The 19,538-nt window shown below is 52.4% G+C and carries 13 protein-coding genes; 8 read left to right on the top strand and 5 right to left on the bottom strand.

Annotation, left to right across the window (positions count from 1 at the left end; all coding sequences use genetic code 11):
• The first annotated feature begins 175 nt into the window (after positions 1–175).
• The 4 genes from focA to U868_RS0112840 all read left to right on the top strand — a co-directional run bounded on the left by focA (position 176) and on the right by U868_RS0112840 (position 5,919).
• The gene (gene focA, locus U868_RS0112855; protein ID WP_025153649.1) at positions 176–1,036 is read left to right on the top strand and encodes a formate transporter FocA; all 861 of its coding nucleotides are present in this window, start codon (positions 176–178) and stop codon (positions 1,034–1,036) included.
• Positions 1,037–1,090: 54 nt separating this feature from the next.
• The gene (gene pflB, locus U868_RS0112850; protein ID WP_025153648.1) at positions 1,091–3,373 is read left to right on the top strand and encodes a formate C-acetyltransferase; all 2,283 of its coding nucleotides are present in this window, start codon (positions 1,091–1,093) and stop codon (positions 3,371–3,373) included.
• 104 nt (positions 3,374–3,477) lie between these two features.
• Positions 3,478–4,218, top strand: coding sequence for a pyruvate formate lyase 1-activating protein (gene pflA, locus U868_RS0112845; RefSeq protein ID WP_025153647.1), 741 nt, complete (start codon positions 3,478–3,480; stop codon positions 4,216–4,218).
• A gap of 318 nt (positions 4,219–4,536) precedes the next feature.
• On the top strand, positions 4,537–5,919 hold the full coding sequence (locus U868_RS0112840; RefSeq protein WP_025153646.1) for an anthrax toxin-like adenylyl cyclase domain-containing protein: 1,383 nt from the start codon (positions 4,537–4,539) through the stop codon (positions 5,917–5,919).
• A gap of 79 nt (positions 5,920–5,998) precedes the next feature.
• On the opposite strand, the gene serS is transcribed toward U868_RS0112840, so the two are convergent.
• The 5 genes from serS to lrp all read right to left on the bottom strand — a co-directional run bounded on the left by serS (position 5,999) and on the right by lrp (position 13,558).
• Entirely contained in the window at positions 5,999–7,291 is a 1,293-nt protein-coding gene (gene serS / locus U868_RS0112835; RefSeq protein WP_025153645.1) for a serine--tRNA ligase, read from the bottom strand.
• 66 nt (positions 7,292–7,357) lie between these two features.
• A complete protein-coding gene (locus U868_RS0112830) occupies positions 7,358–8,701 on the bottom strand; it encodes a replication-associated recombination protein A (protein ID WP_036411838.1) in 1,344 nt (447 codons plus the stop codon).
• 7 nt (positions 8,702–8,708) lie between these two features.
• The gene (gene lolA, locus U868_RS0112825) at positions 8,709–9,320 is read right to left on the bottom strand and encodes an outer membrane lipoprotein chaperone LolA (protein WP_025153643.1); all 612 of its coding nucleotides are present in this window, start codon (positions 9,318–9,320) and stop codon (positions 8,709–8,711) included.
• 62 nt (positions 9,321–9,382) lie between these two features.
• Positions 9,383–12,925, bottom strand: a complete 3,543-nt coding sequence (locus tag U868_RS0112820; protein WP_025153642.1) for a DNA translocase FtsK — start codon at positions 12,923–12,925, stop codon at positions 9,383–9,385.
• 138 nt (positions 12,926–13,063) lie between these two features.
• A complete protein-coding gene (lrp, locus tag U868_RS0112815; protein WP_004235807.1) occupies positions 13,064–13,558 on the bottom strand; it encodes a leucine-responsive transcriptional regulator Lrp in 495 nt (164 codons plus the stop codon).
• A 560-nt stretch (positions 13,559–14,118) separates the two neighbouring features.
• Between lrp and trxB the strand changes: the two genes are divergently transcribed.
• The 4 genes from trxB to aat all read left to right on the top strand — a co-directional run bounded on the left by trxB (position 14,119) and on the right by aat (position 19,418).
• Positions 14,119–15,078, top strand: coding sequence for a thioredoxin-disulfide reductase (gene trxB, locus U868_RS0112800; RefSeq protein WP_025153641.1), 960 nt, complete (start codon positions 14,119–14,121; stop codon positions 15,076–15,078).
• Between the two features lie 104 nt (positions 15,079–15,182).
• Positions 15,183–16,952 carry a heme ABC transporter permease/ATP-binding protein CydD gene (gene cydD / locus U868_RS0112795; RefSeq protein WP_025153640.1) on the top strand — a complete coding sequence of 590 codons (1,770 nt, stop codon included), beginning with the start codon at positions 15,183–15,185 and terminating at the stop codon, positions 16,950–16,952.
• 2 nt (positions 16,953–16,954) lie between these two features.
• Positions 16,955–18,721: a heme ABC transporter ATP-binding protein/permease CydC gene (cydC, locus tag U868_RS0112790; protein ID WP_025153639.1), complete on the top strand. Its 1,767-nt coding sequence runs from the start codon at positions 16,955–16,957 to the stop codon at positions 18,719–18,721.
• Positions 18,699–19,418 carry a leucyl/phenylalanyl-tRNA--protein transferase gene (gene aat, locus U868_RS0112785; RefSeq protein ID WP_025153638.1) on the top strand — a complete coding sequence of 240 codons (720 nt, stop codon included), beginning with the start codon at positions 18,699–18,701 and terminating at the stop codon, positions 19,416–19,418. Before cydC ends, aat begins: the two co-directional genes overlap by 23 nt.
• Positions 19,419–19,538: the final 120 nt, after the last annotated feature.

Here is a 19,538-nt window from a genome sequence, read left to right as displayed (position 1 = left end):
TTAAAAAATTTTTTTTCTTTTATATACATAAACTTACATTGATTTTTCAACTTTTCTCAGGGTATTTGACGATTCTCTTGAACGCCTTTATGATCCACATCAAGTTTAATTTTTTCACCCTTTGCTACTATCATTGCGTGCTATAATTATTTGGAATCAAGAGACAGTTAGCATTATGAAAACTGACGCACTTTTTAATTTATTATCTCCTGCCGCTATGGCACATGTTGCAGACGATGTGGGTGTCTATAAAGCAACGAAAGCCCCTCACATCACATACTTATCTGCATTTATGGCAGGAATTTTCATCTCAGTAGGTTTTGTCTTTTATATTACCGCCACCACCGGTACCGCAGGCATAGTGCCTTTTGGTATCGCTAAACTTATCGGTGGTTTATGTTTCTCGCTCGGTCTGATGCTGGTTGTGGTTTGCGGGGCTGACCTATTCACCTCCACCGTATTAACCAGCGTGGCAAAAGCCACCGGGCGTATCACCTGGGGACAGATGTTTGCAAACTGGACCCGCGTGTATTTCGGTAACCTGATCGGCGCCCTCTTCTTTGTCGCCCTTATCTGGTTCGCCGGACAGTATATGGCAGCCAACGGGCTGTGGGGATTAAATATCCTGCAAACAGCGGATCATAAGCTTCATCACACCTTTACTGAAGCCGTCTGTCTCGGGATTCTGGCAAACTTAATGGTTTGTCTGGCGGTATGGATGAGCTACGCCGGCCGTAGTCTGACCGATAAACTGTTAGTCCTGGTCTTTCCTATCGGTATGTTTGTTGCCAGCGGATTTGAGCACAGTATCGCCAATATGTTTATGATCCCGATGGGGATTATGATTAAAAATTTTGCACCTTCTGAATTCTGGACTATGGTTGGTTCGTCGCCTGAACAGTTTCCGTCACTGACAGTTTCTGATTTTGTGATTAACAACCTGATTCCGGTCACCATCGGCAACATTATTGGTGGTGCAGTTTTAGTAGGTCTGACTTATTGGCTGATTCATTTACGCGGTGACCAGAAGCATTAATCTCTGTTTATCACGACTGAATTTCTAAGTTCCATTGTTAAAAGGTAAAGTATCATGTCAGAATTAAATGAAAAATTCGCTTCAGCATGGCAAGGCTTTAATCTGGGTGACTGGTCACAGGAAGTTAACGTCCGTGACTTTATCCAGAAAAACTACACCCCATATGAAGGCGATGAGTCTTTCTTAGCAGGTGCTACAGAGGCAACAACTGCTCTGTGGACTTCTGTCATGGAAGGCATCAAAATCGAAAACAGCACCCATGCTCCTGTCGATTTTGACACTGATCTGCCGTCTACTATCACTTCTCACGATGCCGGTTACATCAACAAAGATTTAGAAAAAGTTGTTGGTCTGCAGACTGAAAAACCGCTGAAACGTGCAATGCTGCCGTTCGGTGGTATCCGTATGATCGAAGGTTCATGCAAAGCCTACGGCCGCGAAATGAACCCTGAAGTCGAAAAAATCTTCACCGAATACCGTAAAACTCACAACCAGGGTGTGTTCGACGTTTATACTCCGGACATCATCCGCTGCCGTAAATCCGGTGTTCTGACCGGTCTGCCTGACGCATACGGCCGTGGTCGTATCATCGGTGACTACCGTCGCGTTGCTGTGTACGGTATCGACTTCCTGATGAAAGACAAATTCGCCCAGTTCACTTCTCTGCAGGCTAAATTAGAAAGCGGCGAAGATCTGCGTGAAACTATCCAGCTGCGCGAAGAAATTTCAGAACAGCACCGTGCATTAGGCCAGATGAAAGAAATGGCTGCCAAATACGGTCTGGATATCTCCGGTCCTGCAACTAACGCACAGGAAGCTGCACAGTGGACTTACTTCGGCTACCTGGCTGCGGTTAAGTCTCAGAACGGTGCTGCAATGTCCTTCGGCCGTGTTTCCACATTCCTGGACATTTACATCCAGCGTGACCTGGAACAAGGCAAAATCACTGAAGTTGAAGCTCAGGAAATCGTTGACCACCTGATCATGAAACTGCGTATGGTCCGCTTCCTGCGTACCCCTGAGTATGATGAACTGTTCTCCGGTGACCCAATCTGGGCAACAGAATCTCTGGCAGGTATGGGTACCGACGGCCGTACTCTGGTCACCAAAAACAGTTTCCGTTTCCTGAACACCCTGTACACCATGGGTCCTTCACCGGAACCAAACATGACCATCCTGTGGTCTGAAAAACTGCCTCTGAACTTCAAACGTTATGCGGCTAAAGTGTCTATCGATACCTCTTCTGTACAGTATGAGAACGATGACCTGATGCGTCCTGACTTTGATAACGATGACTACGCAATCGCATGCTGCGTGAGCCCGATGGTTGTCGGTAAACAAATGCAGTTCTTCGGTGCCCGTGCAAACATGGCTAAAACCCTGCTGTATGCAATCAACGGCGGTGTTGACGAAAAACTGAAAATCCAGGTTGGTCCTAAAACTGAAGCAATCAAAGCAGACGTTCTGGATTACGATCTGGTTATGGATCGCCTGGATCACTTCATGGACTGGCTGGCAACTAACTATGTCACCGCGCTGAACTGCATCCACTACATGCACGACAAATACAGCTACGAAGCAGCGCTGATGGCTCTGCATGACCGTGACGTATATCGTACAATGGCATGTGGTATCGCAGGTCTGTCTGTTGCAGCTGACTCCCTGTCTGCAATCAAATACGCGAAAGTTAAACCGGTTCGTGACGAAAGCGGTCTGGCTGTTGACTTCGAAATCGAAGGCGAATATCCGCAGTTCGGTAACAACGACTCCCGTGTTGATGACATCGCATGTGATATCGTTGAACGTTTCATGAAGAAAATTCAGAAACACCACATGTACCGTAACGCGGTTCCTACACAGTCAATTCTGACCATCACGTCTAACGTTGTGTATGGTAAGAAAACCGGTAACACCCCGGACGGCCGTCGCGCAGGCGCTCCGTTCGGACCAGGTGCTAACCCTATGCACGGCCGTGACCAGAAAGGTGCTGTTGCCTCTCTGACTTCCGTTGCCAAACTGCCGTTTGCTTACGCGAAAGATGGTATTTCTTACACCTTCTCTATCGTACCAAACGCATTAGGTAAAGATGACGATGTTCGTCGTACTAACCTGGCAGGCCTGATGGATGGTTACTTCCACCACGAATCAAGCATCGAAGGTGGTCAGCACCTGAACGTGAACGTAATGAACCGTGAAATGCTGTTAGAAGCAATGGAAAATCCTGAGAAATATCCTCAGCTGACTATCCGTGTTTCAGGCTACGCAGTTCGTTTCAACTCACTGACTAAAGAACAGCAGAAAGACGTTATTACCCGTACATTCACAAAATCCATGTAATTTGTGCGGTAACCATTTGCTGTCTTATTAAAATAACTTAAACTAAAAGGCCCCTCTGTTTCGGGGCCTTTATTATAACTGGTCAGTTTTGGAGTAATCCTGTCATGTCAGTATTAGGTCGTATTCACTCATTTGAATCCTGCGGGACCGTTGACGGCCCGGGCATTCGTTTTATCGTCTTTTTCCAGGGCTGTCTGATGCGTTGCCTGTATTGCCATAACCGCGATACATGGGATCTGCATGACGGTCAGGAAGTCACTGTCGACGAGTTAATGAAAGAAGCGGTCACATACCGCCACTTTATGAATGCATCCGGCGGCGGTGTGACAGCATCCGGTGGTGAAGCGATACTGCAGGCTGAGTTCGTGCGTGACTGGTTCCGTGAGTGTAAAAAAGAAGGTATTCACACCTGCCTGGATACCAATGGTTTTGTCCGCCGTTATGACCCGGTCATTGACGAGCTGATGGAAGTGACCGATTTGGTTATGCTGGATTTAAAACAACTCGATGACAGCATCCACCAGAATTTGGTCGGCGTATCCAATCACCGCACATTACAGTTCGCCCGTTATCTTGCTGAACGGAATCAGAAAACCTGGGTGCGCTATGTTGTCGTGCCGGGCTGGTCTGATGATGAGCATTCCGCCCACCTTCTCGGTGATTTCACCAAAGATATGAAGAATATCGAGAAGATTGAACTGCTGCCTTACCATGAATTAGGAAAGCACAAGTGGACGGCGATGAATGAAGAATACAAACTTGATGGTGTGAAGCCGCCGTCAAAAGAGACCATGGAAAAAGTGAAAACCATCCTGGAAAGCTATGGTCACAAAGTGATGTATTAAGTCACCACCCTTTTGTTATTAACAGCACACCCCGGTGTGCTGTCAGATCTCTGACAACGCAGGATAAATCGCCGCTCTGGTTCCTGCCTCACTCAAATATTCACGGCAATGCCGTATCAGGTCATTTTTTACCTTTTCTGTCTGTTTTCCATCCTTGTTTTTTAAAACATATCGTTTTCCGTAATAATATCCGAAGAGTGAGCGGTATGGTACCGCGAATACAATATCAGATCTGAATATTGTTTACCGATAATCTCAGAGTGGTACCAGATACAGAAAATATGGTCGGATATTATATCTTTTCACCTCTGTTTCCGGTTGTTTTCTGGCACTTTTTTTCTGTCATTTTTTTATCCTTATCGTTTTATATCAGGGATAATACTTATTCCGCGAATCACTCCGTCACTCCCCTCACCGGTATCTGTCTGTACACCGGATACGCCTCATCAGCCTGCAGCTGAAACAAAAAAAGAATGCCCTTTTCTGATCACCGATCAGGCAGGAATTCTTCACCACAGCGGTATTGCTGAAAAACATCTCACACCGCTTCTGGCTTTTGCAGAAAAAGAAAAGCTGGTTGTCAGCTTCCGGCCGGTTGAACGCGCCGCGACAGGTCTTATCAATGCCGGTTATCCGACCAAAAATTTTCATATTAAAGGTAAAAGCGCTAATCTCGGGCCAATGGCAGGGTTTATTCCGGTTGAACAGCATCTTAGCAAGATGGGTAATAAACCGGGCAATAAACCGGGTGATAATACCGGTAAAATCAGCCGGATGAATGAAGAGATACAGCAATGTATCAGGGGAAAATATGCCGAGCCCGGTGATTTGGTTATCACCACACAACGTATCAGAGAATTGATTGAGATGAAGCTGATCAGTGAATGCCAGCCACCACTCTGCGGTGATGAGACAGGAAAAGTCACTTATACACTGTCTGTATCTTCAGGTACCCCGGAGCAGCCTATCCGCTATACTGCCAAGACTTCCGGTGATAATTTGTACACCATTTTTCCTGAAAACAATAAAAACCCGGTACAGGTGTTATATTCTCCGGAGGTTAACAAGCCACTGACTGCAGATTATGACCTGATGATTGTTTCACACCGGATGGAGGATCATGGCATACAGGATACACTCAGAATAAAAAGTATCAGTCCGGAAGAACATATACGCCAGCGTGCATATCTGCTTTCATCAGACACCCCAAAAAAGCCGTTCTTCCGCAGTGCCACAGTAGCAGAAGGGATGAAAACCCCGGTTTCATTACCCCCGAAAGAGATTTTACGCCGTGCATCTGCTCAGGATGCTATCCGTAAAGAGTTACTGGCACTGGAACATCCGGGTTATGGTAATAGTTCACAACGCATTGCAGATCTGATACCGAAGATCAACACCGCACTGAACTGTAAACCGGGCTGTGACGTTGTTCATCACGGCATGGATGCGGCAAACCCGTATTCTGAACTGGATGATAATTTTCCCGCCACTTTCTTTTTGCCGGAACAAATAGGTGATCTTCCTCAGATCGTCACGGCAGAAAATAAGGACGGGCTGAAACAGCTTTTACACATATTGCATCAGCACGGCTATTATATTCTGTTTAATCCGCGCTGGGATTCTCACTTGACCTCACCACGCCGCGAGCATTTCGAAGCCACCCGTAATATCTTTGAAAGTAAAAAATTCAGCACACTGTGATCGGTAAAATACAGACAAAAAAATCCCGCAGGTTTTCACCGGCGGGATTTTTATCAGATCAGTAACAACAGACCGGCAATCAGCCGATATGTGTCAGACCTTTCATATACGGACGTAATACTTCCGGAATCTCGATACGACCATCAGCCTGCTGATAGTTTTCCATGATAGCCACCAGGGTACGGCCGACAGCCAGACCGGAGCCGTTCAGGGTATGAACCAGCTGTGGTTTTTTATCCTCTTTACCACGGAAACGTGCCTGCATACGACGCGCCTGGAAATCCCAGCAGTTAGAGCAGGATGAGATTTCGCGGTAAGTATTCTGCGCCGGAACCCAGACTTCGAGGTCATAGGTTTTACGGGAACCGAAGCCCATATCGCCGGTGCACAGCAGCACTTTACGGTATGGCAGGTTCAGCAGCTGTAATACTTTCTCAGCGTGACCGGTCAGTTCTTCCAGTGCTTCCATGGATTTTTCCGGATGCACAATCTGAACCAGCTCAACTTTGTCAAACTGATGCATACGGATCAGACCACGGGTATCACGTCCATACGAACCGGCTTCGGAACGGAAGCACGGTGTATGAGCGGTCATACGCAACGGCAGATCCGCTTCATCCAGAATTTCATCACGGACCAGGTTAGTGACGGGCACTTCAGCTGTCGGGATCAGCGCGTAGCTGCTGGTTTCCGCTTCTTCTTCCAGCGGTTTGGTATGGAACAGGTCACCGGCAAATTTCGGTAACTGGCCGGTACCGTACAGCGTATCCTGATTGACCAGATACGGTACATAGATTTCCTGATAGCCGTGCTGTTCAGTGTGCAGATCCAGCATGAACTGTGCGATAGCGCGGTGCAGGCGGGCAATCTGGCCTTTCATCACAACAAAACGCGCACCGGTCAGTTTGACGGCAGCCGGGAAATCCAGGCCATCGGTCATTTCACCGAGTGAAACGTGATCACGCACTTCAAAATCATACTGCTTTGGTGTGCCCCAGCGGCTGACTTCAGGGTTATCGCTGTCATCTTTACCAAACGGCACTTCGTCTGCCGGCAGGTTAGGAATATTCAGGGCAATGGTACGTAACTCAGCCTGCACTTCATCCAGCGCAGCTTTGGCCGTATCCAGTTTTTCCCCTAACAGGTTCACTTCACGGCGCACTGCTTCAATGTCTTCACCGCGGGCTTTCGCTTCACCAATGGACTTCGATCGGGAGTTGCGTTCAGCCTGCAGAGTTTCAGTTTCAACTTGTAAAACCTTGCGGCGCTCTTCAAGAGTGCGCAGCGTGTCCACATCCAGGGTAAAACCCCTGCGAGCAAGTTTTTCGGCAACCGCGTCCAGCTCATTACGCAGTAAATTTGGATCGAGCATGCTATTCCTGTGCTTGTTGTTATAACGGGAGTGTCATCTGTTTCACACCTTACCGCAACAGCGGCGTTAACGGTAGCGTTTTATCGGGCTATTTTGATCCTGCTCAGCAAGCCAGGCGAGTTTCTCGCCGATTTTACCTTCCATGCCCCGGTTTGCCGGAAAATAGTAGCGGGTATCGCGCATTTCAGGCGGAAAATAGACTTCCCCGGCGGCATACGCATTCGTTTCATCATGCGCGTAACGGTACTCTTTGCCGAGCCCCATTTCTTTCATCAGTTTGGTCGGCGCGTTACGCAGATGCGCCGGCACGTCATAATCCCGCCCTTCTTTTGCGTCACGCATCGCCGCTTTGAAGGCGGTGTAAACGGCATTACTTTTCGGTGCGCAGGCGAGGTAAACAATCGCCTGAGCAATCGCCCGCTCACCTTCCGCCGGTCCCACCCGGGTAAAGCAGTCCCAGGCGGAAATCGCGACCTGCATGGCACGCGGATCGGCATTACCGACATCTTCCGATGCAATCGCCAGCAGACGACGCGCAACATAGAGCGGGTCACCGCCTGCGGTGATAATCCTGGCATACCAGTAGAGTGCGGCATCCGGTGCCGAGCCGCGCACAGATTTGTGCAGCGCGGAAATCAGGTCGTAGTAGCGATCGCCTTTGTTATCAAAACGGGCGCTGCGTTCCCCGCTGACTTCTTTCAGCAGTTCAGTGGTCAGAATACGTTTGCCGTCAGCGCCGGTTTCAGCCATATCCGCCATCATTTCCAGCACATTCAGCGAACGGCGGGCATCACCGGCGACCAGTTCCGCCAGCAGTTTACGGGTTTCATCCGGCAGCACGATATTTTGTCCGCCCAGACCGCGCTCAGAATCATTCAGCGCCTGAATCAGAACCGCTTCGATATCTTCCGGTGACAGCGATTTGAGCAGATAAACACGGGCGCGGGATAACAGGGCTGAATTAAGTTCAAATGACGGGTTTTCGGTGGTGGCACCGATAAAGGTAACAGTACCATCCTCAATATGCGGCAGAAATGCATCCTGCTGGCTTTTATTGAAGCGGTGTACCTCATCCACAAACAGAATGGTGCGGCGCCCCAGATTGCGGTTCTGACGCGCCCGCTCGATAGCTTCACGGATCTCTTTTACTCCGGAGGTCACCGCCGACAGTCGCTCGATATCCGCATCCGCATAGTGGCCGATCACTTCCGCCAGGGTGGTTTTCCCGGTGCCCGGCGGCCCCCACAGGATCATGGAGTGGAGCTGTCCGGCGCGGATAGCCCGCGGCAGCGGTTTGCCCTCTGCCAGCAGGTGAGTCTGTCCGATGTACTGTTCCAGTGTCCCCGGCCGCATTCTGGCGGCCAGAGGCTGGTAATCGTTTTGCGAAAAATCGAGAGAAAAGTTAGTCACTGACGCCTCATTGACGCTGATCGTCCAGCGTAACCCCCTTCGGCGGTGTAAAGGTGAATTTGCTCATATTCACATCAGTACTCTGCTGCCCTTTGAGCTGATAGCTGCTTTTCTGGCCATCCTGCTCAACGGCGGCAAACTGCTGAATAATACCGTCCGGAGTTACCGTGATAGTAAATAATTTCAGATTGCCGTTGCTGGTTTTCGGTTTCAGCTCAAAGCTGTCGCCGCGCTGACTCACCATGTACTGCTGCCAGTCAGCCGGGTCGTTACGGGTGATCAGCATAAACGGTGTATTTTGTGTGGCATCTTTCAGCCAGGTGGCGGTGACCTGCTCAACAAACGGGTTATAGAACCACAGTGTTTTGCCGTCAGAGACCAGTACGCTTTCATCCGGCGCGCTCATCTGCCAGTTGAACAGGTTCGGGCGTTTCACCCATAAATCCCCTGTTCCTTCCTGAACCAGTGCGCCGTCAGCATCAGTGACGGTCTGTGCGAAATTCGCATGGAAACTGTTCACTTTTCCCAGACGTGACTGAAGATCACTGCGGGTATCTGCGTGTGCGGCACTGACTGCGGCACCTGCCAGCAGGCAGGCTGTGATAAACACCTTTTTCATATATGCATTCCTGATGATGCGTTCGGATAAATCAGACGCCGCCTTTGCAGGCAGCGGCGTCATTAAAAGTTATTTGAGGACGGCGCCAGCACTTCGCGGTTGCCGTTATGGCCCGGTTCGCTGACAATGCCTTGTTCTTCCATTTCTTCCACGATCCGCGCCGCGCGGTTATAACCGATACGGAACTGACGCTGGACACCGGAAATCGACACACGCTGTTTTTCTGTGACGAATTGTACCGCCTGATCGAACAGCGGATCCAGATCTTCCCCGCTGACAGAACTGCCGCCTTCGCCGTCCTCACCACCACGGGTGATGTTATCGATATATTCCGGACGACCGCGCGCTTTCCAGTCATTGACCACATCATGGACTTCCTGGTCACGGACAAACGCGCCGTGAACACGCAGCGGCGCATTGGCACCCTGCGGCAGATAGAGCATGTCCCCGTTCCCCAGCAGCGATTCCGCGCCGCCCTGGTCGAGAATAGTCCGGGAGTCAATCTTACTGGATACCGTAAAGGCGATACGGGTCGGGATGTTGGCTTTAATCAGGCCGGTGATCACATCCACTGACGGACGCTGTGTCGCCAGCACAAGGTGGATCCCCGCCGCACGGGCTTTCTGTGCCAGACGGGCGATGTGCTCTTCCACTTTTTTACCGGCGGTCATCATCAGGTCAGCAAATTCATCCACCATGACCACAATATACGGCTCTTTTTTCAGAACCGGGTGCGTTATTTCCATGCTGTCGGTCGGTTTCCAGAACGGATCCGGAATCGGCCGTCCCATGGATTCCGCCATCAGGATTTTTTCGTTATATCCCGCGAGGTTACGCACCCCGAGTGCGGACATAAGTTTATAGCGCCGTTCCATTTCCGCCACACACCAGCCGAGGGCATTGGCGGCGTCTTTCATGTCGGTCACCACCTGAGTCAGCAAGTGCGGAATACCTTCATAAACCGAGAGTTCCAGCATTTTCGGGTCGATCATGATAAAGCGGACCTCTTCCGGCTTCGCTTTATACAGGATACTGATAATCATGGCGTTGACGCCGACTGATTTCCCTGAGCCCGTTGTACCGGCCACCAGCAGATGCGGCATTTTACCCAGATCCGCTACCACCGGCTGACCGGAGATATCTTTCCCCAGCACCACCGAGAGCGGTGATGGCGTATCGCGGAATTCGTCACAGTCCAGCACTTCACGCAGATAGACGGTCTGACGTTTTTCGTTCGGCAGTTCGAGCCCCACATACGGCTTGCCCGGGATAACTTCCACTACGCGCACCGCAACCGTGGAGAGTGAACGCGCCAGGTCACGGGACAGGTTAGAAATGCGCGAGGCTTTCACGCCGGGGGCCAGATCCAGCTCAAAACGGGTGATCACCGGCCCCGGTTCATAGCCGACCACACGGGCTTTGATGCGGAAGTCATTCAGGCGCGCTTCAATCAGACGGGCGGTCTGTTCCATAGCGAATTCATCCACCGGCTCGATGGTATCCGGCGGTGAGGCCAGCAGATCCAGAGACGGCATCGGCGTGGTTGATTTCGGCAGCGGCTGATCATTACGGACCAGAAACGGATGGAACAGGCTCTCTTCCATCTGTTTTTGTAACTGAGCTTCCTGTGAAGTGACCGGTGCCGCATTCTGCGGTGGTGCGGCAACAGGCTCAGCGTACTGTACCGGCGCCGGTTCTGCGACAGGGGCGGTGACCGGTGTCGGGATAAACAGCGGCTCTGCCGGTTCCGGATCCACCAGATCCTCCACCGGAGAGAAGGCTTTCAGTTCGGCCAGATCAGATAAAATCGCGTCAGCCTGTCCGTTGTAGCGCTGTTGCTGCATCTGCATAAACTGCGCCTGAAGACGCTGAGATTCCCGCTCCTCTTCATCCCCTTCTTCTGCCGCAGGATGAATATCCGCCGCCGGTGCAGATGCAAAGGAGTGATGACTGACCGGCGCCTGATAAGCCGATGCCGCCGGGATAAAGGCGGAAGATGTGCCGGTGATGATTTCCGGTTCTGTCGCTGCCTCCGGTTCTGCCGCCGGAGATATGTCCGCATCATTACCGTAGCGGTCACGCTGCTGTGTCATAAATTCATCACGCAGACGCGCCTGTAATACGTCGTCTTCATCCGGCTCTGACTGTGCTGCCGGTTGTTCCGGCTGATGCTGCTGCGCAAATTCATCCTGCTCACGGCGCAGACGCTCAAGTTCCGCGTCGCGCTGAGACGGAATGCGGATACCGTAAAGCTCGCGCCGTGTCGGGAGGCGTACCGGATTCGGGCGCGGCAGTTCAGGCCCGAGTCCCTGTTTAACCTGTGCCGTACCGAAAGCCGCTGCTGCGGTTGCTGCCGCTGCAGAGCTCAGATGTGCGCTGCCGTTATCACCGGTATCCGGTAAATCAGGCAAATCGAACGTAAAGACCGGTTCCGTGCGGCCACTTCCCGCAAACGGATTTTCCCGTTGCGGCGCTGCCGGTTCAGGTTCAGGCTGAATATCCGGCACACTGATCGGGGCATTCAGATCAAGCGTTGTCCGGTAAGCATCCGGAACATCAAAACGGTAATGTTCAGGTTCGTCCGCCACCGGGGCAGTATGTTCCTGTACTGTCTGCTCCTGTGCGGCAATTTGCGGTACCGCAGGCACCACCGCTTCAGCGGCGGTTTCCGGAGATACTGAGAGATTATGTACCGGGGTCAGCAACGGATCGCTGTTATCCGCCGGACTCTCATAATGTGCCTGTTGTGCCAGTTCCGCCGCATTCGGTGCGGATAACAGCACATCGTCCGCATCATCGTATTCACGATACTGTGCTGTCTGAGTCTGCGCTTCACTGCCCGGGACAACAGCAGTCAGTACCGCTGCGGCAGCAGCTGTCTGCGGTATGCTGCTGTGCCCGGCCTGCGTATCCGTTTCTTCATCGTCGTAATACCCGCCCTCGTCGTCATATTCACGTTCGTCGTAATACTGATCGTCATAACGGTCACGGGAGTGATTGGTGAGGAAAGTAATCGGCGAAAGCACGGCCGCGCCGGTTTTTTCGGCAATGGTAATCCACGACCAGCCGGTCAGCAGCATCAGGCCGATAGCCCACAGACTGAGCAGCGCGAGAGTCGCACCCAGCGCATTAAACCACGGCATCAGTGCCGAGCTGAATAAACTGCCGATCACCCCGCCCGCAGCAAAGTTCTGCATGTCATCCACATTCAGGGATGCAAGAGCGCAGGATGAGAGGATAAGTGTCAGTCCCCCGATGATACGCATCGAGAGTGAGAAAAAGTCTACGTAATCTTTATTTTCATTACTGCGGAAGGCGGACCAGCACCCCAGAATCATCAGCGGGGGAACGGTGTAAGCCAGTATGCCAAAGGCGGAAAAGAGAATATCCGCAAACCAGGCGCCGATACTGCCGGCCAGATTTTTCACCGGCTCATGCCAGTTGGTCTGGGACCAGCTCGGGTCTGACGGATTAAACGATAAAAGCGCAACCAGCAGAAAGACGGCGCACAACCCGATCACAATAAGGATGGCTTCCAGCAACCGGCGCCCGCTGCTGATTCTTCTGAATTTAATGTGTTTGTCTTCGGTATATTCCTGGCTCATGTCATTTCCTGACGCAACGTCCGGTTTTTTCCTGTCAGTAAAACGGAACAACGCTGAGGGTAGCTCAGCGTTGAAACTGTATGCATAAACAGGAGTGTACCTGATTTATCCCGTTTTGCACATGACGCAGGAAACAAATTAACGGGTCTTGATGACCAGACGGTTACTTTGTTTGACCTCTTCCATCACCACGTAAGTACGGGTGTCGTTCACGCCCGGCAGACGCAGAAGAGTTTCACCCAGCAGTTTGCGGTAAGCAGACATGTCCGGCACACGAGTTTTCAACAGGTAGTCAAAATCACCGGAAACCAGGTGACATTCCTGAATCTCTTCCAGCTTCTGCACGGCAGTGTTGAACTGTTCAAACACATCCGGTGCCCCGCGGTTAAGGGTAATTTCCACGAATACCAGCAGGGAGGCATCCAGATAGTGCGGATTCAGCAGTGCGGTGTACCCGGTGATAAAGCCCTGACGCTCTAAACGGCGCACACGTTCCAGACACGGAGTCGGGGACAGGCCCACACGCTTGGAGAGTTCGACGTTGGAGATACGGCCATCTTTCTGCAATTCGTTAAGAATATTCCTGTCAATTCTGTCAAGATCTTTACCCGGACGCTTTTTGTTATCAATCATCTCGTTATCTCTCTTATTTACTATTTTCCCACACCCATAACACTTTCCTTGCCTGACAAAACAAAATCAGTATCGGAAAACATGTTTTCAGGCCAATTCTTTGCATTTCTGATTATAAAAATACGCAACCGGCGCCAGTTTACCGGAACATTCAGATTATTATCGCTCTCATCGTAAGCTGAAATTACCATGCTTCGTCAGCAGGACAAACACATCACCTGTATAACAGGAGGTATTAACCTGACGGATAAAAATCTCTTACACAGATGTTTTCGCAAATGCGCAGCCGATTGTCAAAGCAAATGAACAAAAATCAGAACAACCTGTTGAAGAAAATGGCAGAAAAACGTTTCGCTGACAAACAGGACGCGCTTTTGGTGTGATATTCAAACAACTTAGGAATCTTCTGAATAATCACTTTCTCGTACAATCGCCTGAAAACTGACTCATTTCCGGCTCATTTCAATTTTGTGCTCTGCCGTTTTTATTCCTTTTTTTACCCCTTGGTTTCTCCTACAATCCTGTACACGCTTTTTTGCCATTCTGTTAATGAGGTGTTCATGAACGCAACCCGACACAGTAAATTAATTATTCTGGGTTCCGGCCCTGCCGGATATACCGCTGCGGTTTATGCGGCACGGGCGAATTTAAACCCGGTGCTGATTACCGGGGTGGAAGTCGGTGGTCAGTTAACCACCACCACTGACGTGGAAAACTGGCCGGGAGACCCGGAAGGTCTGACCGGGCCGGGTCTGATGGAACGTATGCAGGCACACGCTGAAAAATTTGAGACTGAAATCGTTAATGACTACATTACGAAAGTGGATTTCAGCAAACGCCCGTTTACCCTGACCGGCGAAAATACCTATACCTGCGACGCACTGATTATCGCCACCGGCGCATCAGCCCGTTATATCGGCCTGCCGTCAGAAGACGCTTTCAAAGGCCGTGGTGTGTCCGCCTGTGCCACCTGTGACGGCTTTTTCTACCGCAACCAGAAAGTCGCGGTCGTCGGCGGCGGTAATACCGCTGTGGAAGAAGCGCTGTATCTCTCCAATATCGCATCAGAAGTGCATCTGATCCACCGCCGTGACAGCTTCCGCGCTGAAAAAATCCTTATCAACCGTCTGATGGATAAAGTTCAGAACGGCAATATCATTCTGCACACTGACCGCACACTGGATGAAGTACTCGGCGATCAGATGGGTGTGACCGCGGTCCGTCTGCGTGACACCCAAAGTGACGCAACCGAAGAGCTGCCGGTGATGGGCTGCTTTATCGCCATCGGCCACAGCCCGAATACCGGTATTTTTGAGGGGCATCTGGATCTGGAAAACGGCTATATCCGTGTTCAGTCCGGCACGCACGGCAATGCAACCCAGACATCCGTTCCGGGTGTGTTTGCCGCCGGGGATGTGATGGATCATATCTACCGTCAGGCGATCACGTCTGCGGGAACCGGCTGCATGGCCGCACTGGATGCCGAGCGCTATCTCGACAGCCTTGCAGACAACAAATAATCCAGCATTTTCAGGGCGCTATATCTGTAGCGCCTTTTCGTGTACCATGGCATTATCCTGCTGATTTCAGCCAAATTTTTACTTATCACCTGCATACAGAAAAAATGGATAAATCAAGACAGTCAGAACTCGTCCGCTGGTTAAAACTTCAGGCGGCACCGGCACGGCGATGGTTGCGCCTCTCGATGTTGCTGGGTGTGCTCAGCGGTTTACTGATTATCGGCCAGGCCTGGTGCCTCGCTGTTCTCCTTCAGTCCCTCATTATGGAGCATACGCCCCGCGAACAGCTCCTCACCCCGTTCACTGTACTGGTCATACTGTTTATTGCCCGCGCGGTTGTCGCTGCGATCCGCGAACGGGTCGGGTTTATCTGCGGGCAGGTGGTGAGACTGGATATCCGCCGGACCGTGCTGGATAAACTGGAACAGCTCGGCCCGGTGCGGGTGAAAGGTAAACCGGCAGGCAGCTGGGCGACGATTATTCTCGAGCAGATTGATGATATGCAGGATTACTATTCCCGCTATCTGCCGCAGATGACCCTGTCCGCCACTATTCCGCTGATGATTCTGATCACCCTGTTCCCGATCAACTGGACGGCAGCCCTGATTCTGCTGGTGACAGCGCCGCTGATACCGGTTTTTATGGCGCTGGTCGGCCTGGGTGCCGCTGATGCCAACCGCCGTAACTTCCTGGCATTAAGCCGTCTGAGCGGTGATTTTCTCGACCGTCTGCGCGGGCTGGAAACCATCCGCTTCTTCCACCGTGGTCGTGAGGAAGTGAAACAGATTGATGATGCCACCGAGGATTTCCGCTCACGTACCATGGAAGTGCTGCGCATGGCGTTCCTCTCCTCCGCTGTGCTGGAATTTTTCGCCGCGATCTCGATTGCCGTCGTCGCAGTCTATTTTGGTTTTTCCTATCTCGGTGAACTGAATTTCGGCAGCTACGGCATGGGTGTCACACTGTTTGCCGGGTTTATTGCCCTGATCCTCGCGCCGGAGTTTTTCCAGCCGCTGCGCGACCTGGGGACTTATTACCACGCCAAAGCCCAGGCGGTGGGGGCAGCGGAATCCCTGTTTACGCTGTTATCCGCAGAGAACAATGATGACGAACTGCCGGGCACAGAACCGCTGGCAGCGGCAGAGCAAATTGCCGTCACCGCAACCGATCTGGTGATTTTTGCCCCGTCAGGGGAAAAACTGGCCGGGCCGCTGAATTTCACCCTGAATGCCGGGCAGCGTATCGCGCTTGTCGGTCAGAGCGGTGCCGGGAAAAGCTCACTGCTCAATCTGCTGCTGGGTTTTCTGCCGTATGAAGGCAGTATCCGGATCAATCAGCAGGAGCTGCGCGATATCAGTCCGGAAAGCTGGCGGGCACAGCTGAGCTGGGTGGGTCAAAACCCGCATCTGCCGGAACAGACCATTCTGGACAATATCCGCCTGAGCCGCCCGGATGCCTCTTCTGAGGAAATTACGGCGGTGATGGAAAAAGCCTATGTGACCGACTTTATTGATTCGCTGCCTGACGGGGTCAATACCGTGGTCGGCGATAATGCCGCACGGCTTTCTGTCGGCCAGGCACAGCGGATTGCGGTGGCACGCGCCCTGCTCAATCCGTGCCATCTGCTGCTGCTGGATGAGCCGTCCGCCAGCCTGGATGCCCACAGTGAAGAGCGTGTGATGCATGCCCTGAATGAGGCGGCACATCAGCAAACCACCCTGCTGGTGACGCACCTGCTGGAAGAAACCCGTGACTACGATGAGGTCTGGGTGATGGATAAAGGTCTGATTATTGAACAGGGCAGCTATGCTGCTCTGCAACAGCAGCAGGGTGCCTTTGCACAGCTGCTGTCACACCGGACGGGGGATCTGTAATCATGCGTGTTTTACTGCCGTTTTTAGCCCTCTACCGCCGCCACTGGTTTTTACTGACGCTCGGGATCCTGCTGGCGATTGCCACCCTGCTCGCCAGTATCGGGCTGCTGACGCTGTCCGGCTGGTTCCTCGCCGGTACCGCCATTGCCGGTGTGCCGGGCATTGCCTTTTTTAACTATATGCTGCCTGCCGCCGGGGTGCGCGGTGCCGCTATATCCCGCACCGCCGGACGCTATGCTGAGCGGCTGGTCAGTCACAGCGCGACCTTCCGTGTGCTGAAACATCTGCGGGTGTTTGCCTTTGAGAAAATCCTGCCGCTGACACCGGGCGGTATTGCCCGCTTCCGTCAGGGAGAACTGCTCAACCGCCTGGTCGGGGATGTGGAAACACTGGATCACCTCTATCTGCGGGTGATTTCACCGATCGCCGCCGCGCTGGTGGTAATTGCGGTTCTGACCTTCGGGCTCGGTTTTCTGGATCTGACACTTGCGTATGCGCTGGGCGGGTTTATGACCTTCCTGCTGTTTGCCCTGCCGGTGGTGTTCTATTACACCGGTAAGCCCATCGGCGTACAGCTGACCACACTGCGGGCGCAATACCGCACCCTGCTGACCAGCGCATTGCAGGGACAGGCAGAACTGACTATTTTTGGTGCGCAGTCCCGTTTCCGCTCCCAGCTGGCAGAAACAGAGCAGCGCTGGCTGATACAGCAGCAGCGCCAGGCCGGGCTGACCGGGCTTTCCCAGGCGATTATTATTCTGGCGACCGGGTTTGCCGTTGCGCTGATGCTGTGGATGGCTTCCGGGGTCAGCTGGCCGTACCGTGAGAGCGGTGCCATTATCGCCCTGTTTGTCTTCTGCGCCCTGGCAGCATTTGAAGCATTAGGCCCGGTGGCGGTGGCTTTCCAGCATCTCGGCCAGGTGATGACCTCCGCAGAGCGTGTATCGCAGATAGTGGACACCAAACCGGAAGTTGCTTTCCCGGCCAGTGGTCCGGCGGCATCCGCACAGGTCAGTGTCAGCCTCAGCGGTGTCGGGTTTACCTATCCGGGACAACCGCTGCCGGTGCTGAAAAATATCTCCCTGACACTGCGTGCCGGTGAGCATCTCGCCCTGCTGGGAAAAACCGGCTGCGGGAAATCCACCTTATTGCAGCTGCTGACCCGGGCGTGGGATGTCAGTGAAGGTGAAATCCGCCTGAATGATCAGCCGGTTGCCGCTTATGATGAAAGCACCCTCCGGTCACTGATGGCAGTGGTTCCGCAACGTATTCATGTGTTCAATAACACACTGCGCGGCAATCTGCGGATCGGGAATAACGACGCAACCGATGCGCAGCTTAATGCGGTACTGGCTCAGGTCGGGCTGGAAAATCTGCTGGATAACGACCAGGGGCTGAATGCCTGGATCGGCGAAGGCGGTCGTCTGCTCTCCGGCGGTGAACAGCGCCGTCTCGGCATCGCCCGCGCCCTGCTGCACAATGCGCCGTTCCTGCTGCTCGATGAGCCGACAGAAGGGCTGGATGCGGATACCGAACAGCATATTCTCGCCCTGCTGCGGGATATCGGCCGTGACCGGACCATGCTTATCATCACCCACCGTTTACAGGGCCTGGAACACATGGACACGCTGTGCGTGATGGATGGCGGGCAGATAGCCGAACAAGGCTCTCACGATGCGCTGCTGGCCCGCAGAGGCCGTTATTATCAGTTTGTGAACCGTATGCCGGTCATGAGCGGAGGATCCGATGCCGTTTTATCAGCTGGATGAGGAACTTCTCTTTCCGCCGGTTGAACACGCGCTGACCGACCCGGACGGACTGCTGGCGACCGGCGGGGATCTCTGCCCGGCCCGGTTGCTGCTTGCCTACCGGGAAGGTATTTTCCCCTGGTATTCCCCCGGCGAACCCATTCTGTGGTGGTCACCGGATCCGCGGGCGGTATTATACCCGGCTGAGGTACATGTCAGCCGTTCACTGCACAAAATTCTGAAAAAACACCCTTACCGGGTGACACTTAATCATGCCTTTGAACAGGTCATCAGGGCCTGTACCGAGCGGGATGAGGGCACCTGGATAGGGGACGATATTGTTGCCGCGTATATCCGGCTGCATCAGGCAGGACGTGCTCATTCCGCCGAAGTGTGGGATGATGACGCGCTGGTCGGCGGGCTGTACGGCCTGAACACGGGGTCACTGTTCTGCGGGGAATCAATGTTCAGCCGTGTCAGCAACGGGTCAAAAATCGCTTTTATGACATTTTTCACCCACTTTACCGGCCACGGCGGCGCAATGTTTGATTGTCAGATACTGAATCATTACACCGAATCCCTGGGTGCGCGGGAAATTCCGCGGCGGACGTTTATCCGTCAGCTTTATCAGCTGCGCGATAATCATTTACCGCAGTCATGCTGGCAACCGCAGACATTAGCACGTCCGGTGCCGTCACAGCTGCCGCCTTTTTTATAAAATCGCTGTAAACCAACAGGAAATGGTATGTTTCAGCCCGTTTTATGTTTCAGATACGGCGCTTAAAAAATATCATTCCTTTACATAATCCCGGTTTTTCGGCATTATCTTGCGGTTTGA

This window comes from Morganella morganii H1r (assembly GCF_000633515.1).
In the GTDB taxonomy this organism is placed as follows: Bacteria; Pseudomonadota; Gammaproteobacteria; order Enterobacterales; family Enterobacteriaceae; genus Morganella; species Morganella morganii_B.
This window is presented reverse-complemented; position numbering and strand designations above follow the sequence as displayed.

Bases quoted from the DNA above. Each gene is read 5' to 3' on its own strand.
- focA (WP_025153649.1), top strand. From the start codon at position 176: ATGAAAACTGACGCACTTTTTAATTTATTATCTCCTGCCGCTATGGCA.
- pflB (WP_025153648.1), top strand. From the start codon at position 1,091: ATGTCAGAATTAAATGAAAAATTCGCTTCAGCATGGCAAGGCTTTAAT.
- pflA (WP_025153647.1), top strand. From the start codon at position 3,478: ATGTCAGTATTAGGTCGTATTCACTCATTTGAATCCTGCGGGACCGTT.
- serS (WP_025153645.1), bottom strand. From the start codon at position 7,291: ATGCTCGATCCAAATTTACTGCGTAATGAGCTGGACGCGGTTGCCGAA.
- lolA (WP_025153643.1), bottom strand. From the start codon at position 9,320: ATGAAAAAGGTGTTTATCACAGCCTGCCTGCTGGCAGGTGCCGCAGTC.
- U868_RS0112820 (WP_025153642.1), bottom strand. From the start codon at position 12,925: ATGAGCCAGGAATATACCGAAGACAAACACATTAAATTCAGAAGAATC.
- lrp (WP_004235807.1), bottom strand. From the start codon at position 13,558: ATGATTGATAACAAAAAGCGTCCGGGTAAAGATCTTGACAGAATTGAC.
- trxB (WP_025153641.1), top strand. From the start codon at position 14,119: ATGAACGCAACCCGACACAGTAAATTAATTATTCTGGGTTCCGGCCCT.
- cydD (WP_025153640.1), top strand. From the start codon at position 15,183: ATGGATAAATCAAGACAGTCAGAACTCGTCCGCTGGTTAAAACTTCAG.
- cydC (WP_025153639.1), top strand. From the start codon at position 16,955: ATGCGTGTTTTACTGCCGTTTTTAGCCCTCTACCGCCGCCACTGGTTT.
- aat (WP_025153638.1), top strand. From the start codon at position 18,699: ATGCCGTTTTATCAGCTGGATGAGGAACTTCTCTTTCCGCCGGTTGAA.